At 44.3% G+C, this 7,586-nt stretch carries 9 protein-coding genes and 1 riboswitch; of the genes, 8 read left to right on the top strand and 1 reads right to left on the bottom strand.

Annotation, left to right across the window (positions count from 1 at the left end; genetic code table 11):
- Positions 1–63 precede the first annotated feature (63 nt).
- The 8 genes from V7Z60_RS03310 (at position 64) to V7Z60_RS03275 (ending at position 5,704) form a co-directional block, all read left to right on the top strand.
- Complete coding sequence (locus V7Z60_RS03310) at positions 64–927, top strand: CvfB family protein (RefSeq protein ID WP_334116294.1); 864 nt, start codon at positions 64–66, stop codon at positions 925–927.
- A gap of 18 nt (positions 928–945) precedes the next feature.
- Positions 946–1,437, top strand: a complete 492-nt coding sequence (gene fur / locus V7Z60_RS03305; protein WP_334116292.1) for a ferric iron uptake transcriptional regulator — start codon at positions 946–948, stop codon at positions 1,435–1,437.
- Positions 1,403–2,305: a site-specific tyrosine recombinase XerD gene (xerD, locus tag V7Z60_RS03300; RefSeq protein WP_334116290.1), complete on the top strand. Its 903-nt coding sequence runs from the start codon at positions 1,403–1,405 to the stop codon at positions 2,303–2,305. The genes fur and xerD overlap by 35 nt, the downstream gene beginning before the upstream one ends.
- 76 nt (positions 2,306–2,381) lie before the next feature.
- Positions 2,382–2,762 carry a GNAT family N-acetyltransferase gene (locus V7Z60_RS03295; protein WP_334116288.1) on the top strand — a complete coding sequence of 127 codons (381 nt, stop codon included), beginning with the start codon at positions 2,382–2,384 and terminating at the stop codon, positions 2,760–2,762.
- On the top strand, positions 2,749–3,525 hold the full coding sequence (locus tag V7Z60_RS03290) for a segregation and condensation protein A (protein ID WP_334116286.1): 777 nt from the start codon (positions 2,749–2,751) through the stop codon (positions 3,523–3,525). Before V7Z60_RS03295 ends, V7Z60_RS03290 begins: the two co-directional genes overlap by 14 nt.
- A complete protein-coding gene (gene scpB, locus V7Z60_RS03285) occupies positions 3,500–4,081 on the top strand; it encodes an SMC-Scp complex subunit ScpB (RefSeq protein ID WP_334116284.1) in 582 nt (193 codons plus the stop codon). Before V7Z60_RS03290 ends, scpB begins: the two co-directional genes overlap by 26 nt.
- A gap of 10 nt (positions 4,082–4,091) precedes the next feature.
- Positions 4,092–4,838 carry a pseudouridine synthase gene (locus V7Z60_RS03280; protein ID WP_334116282.1) on the top strand — a complete coding sequence of 249 codons (747 nt, stop codon included), beginning with the start codon at positions 4,092–4,094 and terminating at the stop codon, positions 4,836–4,838.
- 43 nt (positions 4,839–4,881) lie between these two features.
- A riboswitch (FMN riboswitch) is annotated at positions 4,882–5,001 on the top strand.
- 124 nt (positions 5,002–5,125) lie between these two features.
- Entirely contained in the window at positions 5,126–5,704 is a 579-nt protein-coding gene (locus V7Z60_RS03275; protein ID WP_334116281.1) for an ECF transporter S component, read from the top strand.
- Between the two features lie 142 nt (positions 5,705–5,846).
- Here the strand turns inward: V7Z60_RS03275 and V7Z60_RS03270 are convergent, their stop codons facing one another.
- Entirely contained in the window at positions 5,847–7,424 is a 1,578-nt protein-coding gene (locus tag V7Z60_RS03270; RefSeq protein WP_334116279.1) for an Nramp family divalent metal transporter, read from the bottom strand.
- Positions 7,425–7,586 lie beyond the last annotated feature (162 nt).

Genomic DNA, 7,586 nt, shown 5'->3' with positions numbered 1-7,586 from the left:
ATATTCTGTGATGTAGGAGTTTTGGGCTGATTTACTATATTATGCGTTTTAAGGAGAATTAGGATGCTTAAAGATATAATTGGCCGAAACATTACTGCGATGGTTACTGATGAAAACGAGAAGTTCGTTTTTGCACAAAAGGACGGCATGACGTTTCGCTTGGGTAAATCTGAATTGATAAAGCTCCCTAAGCCCGGCTCGATGATTACCGGCTTTGCATATGAAAATGAAAACCATCAGTTGCAGCTGACAAAGAATCCTCCTCGTTGCGGTTTTGACCGCTATGCCTGGGGAACGGTCAAAGACGTACAGCGTGGCTTGGGGGTTTTTGTCGACGTAGGTTTGAAAAATAAGGACGTTGCAGTTTCCTTGGATGAACTTTCAGAACTTTTTGAGCTGTGGCCCAAGAAAGGTGATCGTTTGATGATTGCTTTAAAAGTTGATGAAAAGGGACGTCTCTGGGGAACGTTGGCGACAACCGAAATGTTTCAGGCAGTGAGTGTCAGGGCAGATGAAAAAATGAAAAACAGAAACGTTGAAGCAACTGCTTATCGCTTGAAAATTGCCGGGACATACGTGATAACGTCGGACTATTACCTGGGATTCATTCACCCGACGGAGCGGGAAAAAGAACCGCGCCTGGGAGAAGTACTGAATGCAAGGGTTATCGGCGTGCGTGACGACGGGGTATTGAATCTGTCGCTTCTTCCAAGAGCCTACGAGGCAATTGATGACGATTCCAAGATGTTGTTGGCAGCTTTAGAGCATACAAGAGATGGACGCCTGCCTTTGTGCGACAAGAGTTCCCCTGAAGAGATCAGAAGTTATTTCGGAATCAGCAAGTCTGGATTCAAACGTGCAGTCGGCCACTTGCTTAAAGCCGGAAAAATCAAGCAGGAAAACGGCTTTTTGATTTTGATCAAATGATTTTAAGGGGGCCTCAGGATGAATGAATTGGAAAAGATTGAAGAGAAACTGCATGAAGCAGGCTTCAAACTGACACCCCAAAGGCGCGCAACGGTCGAACTTTTGCTCAATCACCATACCGAGCATTTAACGGCTGAAGAGGTTTATGCATTGCTCAGGGACAAGCATCCTGACGTGGGGTTGGCCACCGTTTACAGAACGTTGGACATTTTAACCGATATTCAAGTTTTAAACAAAATCAGTTTTGAAGACGGAATGGCTCGTTTTGATCTGAAAACGGATGACAGCGGTCATTTTCATCATCATCTTGTTTGCAGCGTCTGCGGCAAGGTTCAGGAGATTCACGAGGATCTGCTTTTAGACGTTGAAAAGCGTGTCGATCATCAGTTCCATTTTGCAGTATCTGACCATCGTTTGACCTTTTTAGGAGTTTGTGAACAGTGTCAGCGAAAAGAAAGATTAGCAAGAATTGAGGGTGGACATCATAGAACTTCAAAGAATACTAAATGATTATCTGCACTATTTGAAAGCCGAGCGAGGCTTGTCAGAAAATACGGTTTCAAGTTACGGCCTGGATTTGCAGCAGTTCATCAATTATTTGAGCGAGCGTGAAATTACGAATCTGAATGATGTAGACAAGCAAGTGATTGTTGATTATTTGGATAATCTGATGAATCAGGGGAAGGCGAATGCATCGATTATTCGATGCGTTACGAGTTTGCGCAAATTTTTCCAGTCTATGAAACAAGACGAAAAAATTCAGGATGATCCGATGATTTCGATTGAAACGCCGAAGGGTGAAAAGCATTTGCCTGAGGTTTTGTCGACGGAAGAAGTTGAAATGCTGCTTAATGCTCCGGATACGTCACAGACTTTGGGAATACGCAACCGTGCGATTCTTGAGCTCATGTATGCGACCGGACTGCGGGTTTCCGAGGTCGTCAACCTCAAACTTGAGGATCTGCACCTTGATGTCGGCATAATTCAGACTATGGGAAAGGGTCGCAAGGAACGAATCGTTCCGATCGGAGACGAGGCGATTGCCTGGATCAACAATTATCTCAACGATGCCAGACCCGAGCTTTGCAAAACCAAGCGCAGTCCGTTCCTGTTCGTGAATTTTCATGGTGAACGTCTGACGCGGCAAGGAATATGGAAAAATCTCAAAAACGAGGTCAAGAAGGCAGGAATCACCAAGAACGTCACGCCGCATACCCTGCGGCATTCTTTTGCGACCCATATTCTTGAAAACGGAGCCGATTTGAGAATCGTCCAGGAGCTTTTGGGACATTCGGATATTTCCACAACGCAGATTTATACGCATATTTCCAAGAAACGCCTGTCTAAAATCTATGATGAGTCACATCCCCATGCTTAGCTGTTTGTTTTAGTCGTTAAATTGTGGTAAAGTATTGTAGAGTACGAAAATGGCAAGTTTGCCACGGAGGGATTAAATGCTTTACAAGTATAAGAACGACTATGAAAAAATAGCTATGGGTTTGTTGTCGTTTATTCCTGATTTGAAAGAAATCTCGCATCTTAAATCCTGTTTTGAATGGTATCGTGCTGAAGATGACAGACACCTTTACTTATGGAAAAATGAAAATGGTGATTTTATTGCAATCGCCGGCATTGAAGTCGATGATGCTTCAGAACTGGTGATGCTGCGTCATATTTCAGTTACACCTGCCGAACGGAACCATGGGGTGTGTTTCAAGGTAATGGATGCGTTGTCCAGGCTTTACCCTGATTATGAGCTCATGGGAAGTTTGGAGACGGCGGGTTTGCTTTCCAAATGGGAGAATCAGAACGGAGTAGCCGATGGAAATAAGTGATGACGGCAAGTTGACTTTCAAATTACCGACTTTTGAAGGACCATTGGATCTTCTGCTCCATCTTATCAAAAAGAATGAAATGGATATCTATGATATTCCGATGTCAAAGATTACTTCCCAGTATATCGACTACCTGCATCAAATGCAGAGTTTAGAGCTTGATATTGCTGGGGAGTATTTAGTTATCGCTGCAATGCTGGTTAACATAAAAAGCAAAATGCTGCTTCCAGGAACTAATGCTGAAACAATGATCGATGATGAGGATGTGGTTGATCCGCGTGAAGAACTTGTCGCACAGCTTGTTTTGCATCAGACGTTTCAAGAGGCGGCAGGCAATTTGCGTTTGTTGTCGGACGAACGGATGAAGCAATATACGCGTGAGATGGAAGATCCGCCTGAAGAGTCTTTGAAAGATCACCTTGAGCCGAACGGGGGTAATTTGAAGGCTCTGGGAAAGGCCTTTGCCAAGTTGATGATGAAGCGAAAGCTAAAGGAGCCGGTTAAACGAAAAATCAATCTTGAAAAATACAGGTTAAAGGACGAAATCGAGATTCTTGAGAAAAAAATCAGAAAAAACAAGGAACCGATTGTTTTTGAGGATCTTTTTCCAAAAAATGCCGAAGTGGAACTTGTGGTAACGATTTTCATGGCAATGCTTGAATTGATGAAACGGCATGAATTGAAAGTTTTACAGGAGGAAAATTTTGGCTCAATTATACTGACGGGTGGTGATGCAAGTGCTGTCGAATCAGGCGAAGATTGAAAGTCTGCTGTTCGTTAGCGGAAGCGAGGGAATTTCCTTAACGGAAATTTCACAGCTTATCGGGTTGCTCAAACCGGCCGTTCATGATCAGATACTGCGTCTCAACAGGAAGTACCAGGAAGACAGTTCATGCAGTTTTGAAATCATCGAAGCGGGCGAACGATATCGCCTTGCTACGAAAAAGGGGTTTTCGAATCTTCTTAAGCAATACTTTGAGGCTCCGTCGATGATCGAAATTTCCGGGGCATGTCTTGAAACGCTGGCGATTATCGCATACAAACAGCCGGTGACAAGAATTGAAATTGAAGAAATTCGCGGCGTTCAAACCGGCGGCATGATTCAAAAACTGCTTTTGCTGGATTTGATAAAAGAAGACGGAAGGCTTGATGCTCCAGGACGTCCGATTCTTTATTCAACGACGACGACCTTTTTGGACTATTTTGGAATCAAGACGCTTTCCGAGCTTCCGGAACTTCCGAAAGACAAGGATGAACAAGCATCGGACGAAGACGTTTTGGAATTGTTTAACGCAAAGTTGTATAAGGAAGAAAAGTAAGGAGGATCATATGGCAGAGGTCAGATTACAAAAAGCGATGGCTGATGCGGGTGTTGCTTCGCGGCGCGCAAGCGAAAAGCTGATTCTTGAAGGACGCGTCAAAGTCAACGGCATTGTTGTCAAAGAGCTCGGAACCAAGGTCAAGGGCGACGATGCGATTGAAGTGGACGGAACGCTGATTGAACGCGAAAGAAACAAAGTATACTATCTTTTCTATAAACCGCGAGGAGTCATCAGTGCAGTTAAAGATGACAAGGGACGCAGGGTCGTCACTGATTATTTTGAAGGTGAGAAGAATCGGATTTATCCAATCGGACGTCTGGATTACGATACTTCGGGCATTTTGCTTTTGACAAATGATGGCGAGCTGGCAAACATGCTGATGCATCCGCGCTATAAAGTTGACAAGACTTATGTCGCGAAAGTGGAAGGGCTCGTTCAAAGCGATGACTTGAAGCGCCTTCGCAAGGGCGTCAAAATGAAAGACGGGCATTACAGCGCAAGAGCAAAAGCCAAGGTGATTTCAAGCGATCGTGCCAGAAACCACTCAATCGTTTCCCTGACGATTCACGAAGGAAGAAATCATCAGGTCAAGAACATGTTCGAGGCAATCGGACACCCGGTAATGAAACTCAAACGCGAGACTTATGATTTCCTGACGCTGAAAGGGCTGACTTCGGGTCAATACCGTGAACTCAACAATGAAGAAGTCAAAACGCTTTATGAGAACGCCAGAAAGAACAACAAGTTGAAATAGGCGGTAAATTGTGCTACAATTGATACTGTTAAAATATAATCAAGTTAATCTTCAGGGCAGGGTGAAAATCCCGACCGGCGGTATAGTCCGCGACTCTCTTATTGAGATTGAACTGGTTTGATTCCAGTACCGACAGTTATAGTCTGGATGAAAGAAGATAGGGCTTTTTTGTGCAGTTTGAAGGCCATTTTTTGGCAGATGAGCTTGAACATGATTTAACCCCTGTTGCTCTGTTGAGTGACAGGGGTTTTTGTCCTACTTTGGGGGTTAACATAGGAGGAATCATTATGAAGAGCAGTATTTCTGTCCGTCGCGGCGCAATCGCCGCATGTCTTGCAGCAATTTCTTACGTGTTGATGTATTTTTCGTTCGTCATCATCCCAATCGTTCCGTTTATGAAGCTTGACTTCTCCGATATCCCGATTCTTTTGGGACTGTTCATTCTGGGACCGTGGGGCGGACTTGAAATTGCCGCAATAAGGTCAATCATCTATTTTGTGCTCACGGGCGTTTCCTTGCCGCATATGATTGGAGTCGGACTGAGTTTTGTTGCAACGCTGGTCTTTTGCTATCCTTTGTATTTTATGATGAGAGATAAAAAGTTCACGTTGAAAAATGCAGTGCTTGCGATTGCCGCTGCGACAATCAGTTTGACGGTTGTTTTATCCCTGACCAATTTTTTCGTAACTATTCCGCTTTACATGAACCTGCTCGGCATGAAGCTTGGAATGCCGCTTTCAAAGATGGTCTTGTTAGGGGTAGTGCCGTTCAACCTGATTAAAGGAGCAATTATTGGCGGTTTGTTCTCTTTGGTATATTGCAGATTGGAATCATGGGTTTTGGTTCAAGCACATAAATTTGTGTAGAAAAATCGTCTTTAAAGTCGGAAAACGTCATTAATCACTAAGAGAAACATTAAAAAAGTCGAGATTGTTGGCATACGCCATGAATCTCGACTTTTTAATGTTGCATTTGAACGATTTTCTATGTGATGAACCTCGATCAAATTTAATTGTTATTCTTCATTTCCGCCAAATGGGCTGCCAGACGCTTATCGCCTTTTCTGAGTTCAACCAGCGTCCAGATCAGCAATGCCAGGATTGCAACAATCAGGAAATAGGCAATCATGTGAGCATCTGAAAGCTGTGCGGCAGTCGGATGGTCGCCATAAAAGTCTGCAATCGAATCAGGGAGTCCCTTTAAGTTGAGGAACGTCAGCGCAATGACTGAGAACCACCCCAACAGCTTAACCCACAATTTATTGGCAAAACGTCTGCCCATGCTGTCTTCGCTGTTGGTCATGATCAGCAACGGAAGCATTGAAAACGGCAGCGCCAAAGCCAGGAAAACCTGAGAGTTGTTCATCAAGGTGTTCAAGGCTTCGTGCTGCTGAAGCTCGGTTTGTCCTGCAGTCAGCATGACGCAGAAGAGCACGGGAACTACTGAAATCAGACGTGTGATCAGACGCCGTGCCCAAAGCGGCATTTTCATATGAACGAAACCTTCCATGATGACTTGACCGGTCAGTGTGCCTGTGATGGTTGAATTTTGGCCTGATGCAAGCAGAGCAACGGCAAAAAGAACTGACAAGGCTCCGGATTTGGCAACGGAAACCAAAAGTCCGTTGCTGAGTGTTGATGTATCGGACAACGCCTGATAAAGTCCGAAGAATGAAGGATCTTTAACTGCACCGTCTTTGAACACTGCAACGCCCATGATCAAAAGCAGGCAGTTGACTACGAAGGCGGCAGACAACTGAATGTTGGAATCCCAAGTCGTGAAGCGAACTGCTGATGCAACCTCTTCTTCATCGTCATGATCGATGGCACGCGTTTGCGAAACGGCAGAGTGAAGATAAAGGTTGTGAGGCATGACGGTTGCTCCGATGATTCCCAAGGCACCCTGGATAGGGGTCATGCCGCCGACAGAAGGACCTGAAGCAAATGTTCGGGAGGTCGGGATGAAACCGGCAAAGACTGCACCCCAGTCAGGATCGGACAATGCAACTTCATAGATGAAGACAAAGAGAATTACCAAAATAAGCGCAACGACGATTGCTTCAATTTTTCGAAAACCGATTTTAGTCAATAAGAGCAATAACAAAACATCGAGAACCGTAATGAAAACGGCATAAATCAACGGAATTCCGAATAAGAGATATAAGGCAATCGCAGCCCCGATGACTTCGGCGATATCGGTGGCCATGATGGCAAGCTCGGTTAAAATCCAAAGGATGATTCCAAGCGCGCGACCAGTTCTTGCCCGGATGGCCTGTGCAAGATCCAAACGAGTCACAATGCCAAGTTTAGCCGCCATGTATTGCAGAAGCATCGCAATCAAACTTGACATCAATATAACGGACATCAGCGTATATTGAAAGTTCTGGCCGCCTGTAATGGACGTTGACCAATTGCCGGGATCCATATATCCGACTGCGACAAGCGCCCCCGGACCTGAGTATGCAAGCAGAGTTCTCCAAAAACCTTTTCCCTTTGGAACTTTAACGGTACCGTTGATTTCTTCAAGAGACGGACCGTTTGCATATTGAATAAGTTTATGCTTATTCTTATTTTCAGTGTTACTCACAATGAAAACCACCTTTCCTCGGATTACATTTTAATTTTACAACAGGTTAAGTGAAATTAAAAGTATTTTTAGGCTAACCTTACAAAGTATTTTCATAGTCTTTGAAACGTGTCTGAAAAAAGGTCGTCAAGGCAATTTTAAAGAATTTTAAATACTTTTTGG

The sequence above is a fragment of the Ligilactobacillus sp. genome (assembly GCF_036846325.1).
Taxonomy (GTDB): domain Bacteria; phylum Bacillota; class Bacilli; order Lactobacillales; family Lactobacillaceae; genus Ligilactobacillus.
The sequence above is the reverse complement of the archived record's forward strand: the minus strand, read 5'-3'. Positions and strand labels throughout refer to the sequence as shown.